The following is a 1561-nucleotide window of genomic DNA, read 5'->3' on the forward strand; positions in this document are numbered from 1 at the left end:
ATATTGAACTACCCACCACTTATCGATCTTACGATCTGATTGAAGTGGGGGATTCCTAAGAACACTAGCGTAACCGCTAATTATGGATTAGGCTATCCCCGCAGTCCCTGCGGTTAGAAGTCGTATCGCTTCATTTTTAAGATTGATTCCTGCGTTAATATCTCTTTGATGATGGGTATGGCACTCTGGGCAATCCCACTCACGCAATGCGAGATTTTTAACGTCTTTATTTTTGTATCCGCAACATGAACATAGTTGACTGGAAGGGAAGTTTTTCGCAACAGTAACCACTTGTTTACCGTACCATTTCGATTTATATTCAAGCATTGTTCTGAATTGTGACCAAGATACTTCGCTAATTGCTTTGGCTAACTTTCGGTTTTTTAACATATTTGATACCTGCAAGTCCTCGATCCCGATTACGTCGTGGTTTTTGACAATATCAGTCGATATTTTATGCAAGTAGTCTGTTCGTGCGTTGGCGATTTTCTCGTGAATACGGGCCACTTTCACTTTTTGTTTTTGATAATTCCTCGATTCAGACAGTGAGCGTTTCTGTTTGATCGCAATTTCTTTTCGGCGTGAAAGAATACGTTGCTCTTTTTCCAATTTCTTTTCAAGTGAACAGAAAAACTTTGGATTCTTATATACGGTTCCGTCTGATAATATAGCAAAGTCTTTTAATCCAACGTCAACACCAACGGAAGAATTTGTTTTAGGTTTTTCTTTCACTTCTGTTTCAACAAGGATAGATACAAAATATTTACCACTTGGATTAAGTCTCACAGTCGCATTGAGAATACGACCTTCAACTTCACGACTCTTCGCAAACTTTACCAATCCAAGTTTAGGTAGCTTGATTTTGTTATCAACAACCGCAATATTACCGTTCGTATGCTTTGTCGTGTAAGATTGTACTTTATTCTTTTTAGATTTGAAGCGTGGTGCTTTGTTTTGTTTCTTAAAGAATCGTGAGTACGAATCAGCAAGATTTTTAAGTGATGATTGAATCGCAATGCTATCGACTTCTTTTAACCAAACTAATTCCTTCTTTAATTGTGTTAATTGGGCAGAACATGAGGTGTACGTCAATCCTTTTCCCGTTTCTTTGTACGTATCATTCCACGTTGCTAAAAAGTGATTGAACACAAAACGAGAGCAACCGATTGTTTTAGCGATTAGAATTTCCTGTTCTTTGTTTGGATAGATACGAAACTTATGTGCTTTGTGGACTATCATTGATTTTCACCGCCTTTTATGCTACTATTATACCATGGTAGCAATATACAGTCAATCAGATGGAGGGAAAAACATGTTAAAACAAATTAGTGTTCGCCTTGAAGAAGAATTAATCAAAACCGTTAAAAAGAGTTGTTTAGACAAAAACATTTCACTACAAGAAGCTGTTCGTCAAGCATTAGAATCATGGTTAAAACAGTCGGACAATCGAGACCGCTAAAGCGATCCCTTGTCCGAAGGCGATTCGTCCCCCACTTAATACCGGGCTGTGCCCTTTACGTATTTGAAGATGGGGGTATTCTCGCCTGAAAATCTGATAAAG

Annotated in this window: 2 protein-coding genes; one reads left to right on the forward strand and one right to left on the reverse strand. The window is 38.1% G+C overall.

The annotated features are described in order from the left end of the window. Nucleotides 1-87 precede the first annotated feature (87 nt). The gene (tnpB, locus tag AWH49_RS15615; protein ID WP_063966486.1) at nucleotides 88-1239 is read right to left on the reverse strand and encodes an IS200/IS605 family element RNA-guided endonuclease TnpB; all 1152 of its coding nucleotides are present in this window, start codon (nucleotides 1237-1239) and stop codon (nucleotides 88-90) included. A 73-nt stretch (nucleotides 1240-1312) separates the two neighbouring features. Here tnpB and AWH49_RS19565 point away from each other — a divergent pair, with 73 nt between their 5' ends. Further along, nucleotides 1313-1459 carry a ribbon-helix-helix protein, CopG family gene (locus AWH49_RS19565; protein WP_157723757.1) on the forward strand — a complete coding sequence of 49 codons (147 nt, stop codon included), beginning with the start codon at nucleotides 1313-1315 and terminating at the stop codon, nucleotides 1457-1459. Nucleotides 1460-1561 lie beyond the last annotated feature (102 nt).

It is taken from the genome of Domibacillus aminovorans (assembly GCF_001643235.1).
Taxonomy (GTDB): domain Bacteria; phylum Bacillota; class Bacilli; order Bacillales; family Domibacillaceae; genus Domibacillus; species Domibacillus aminovorans.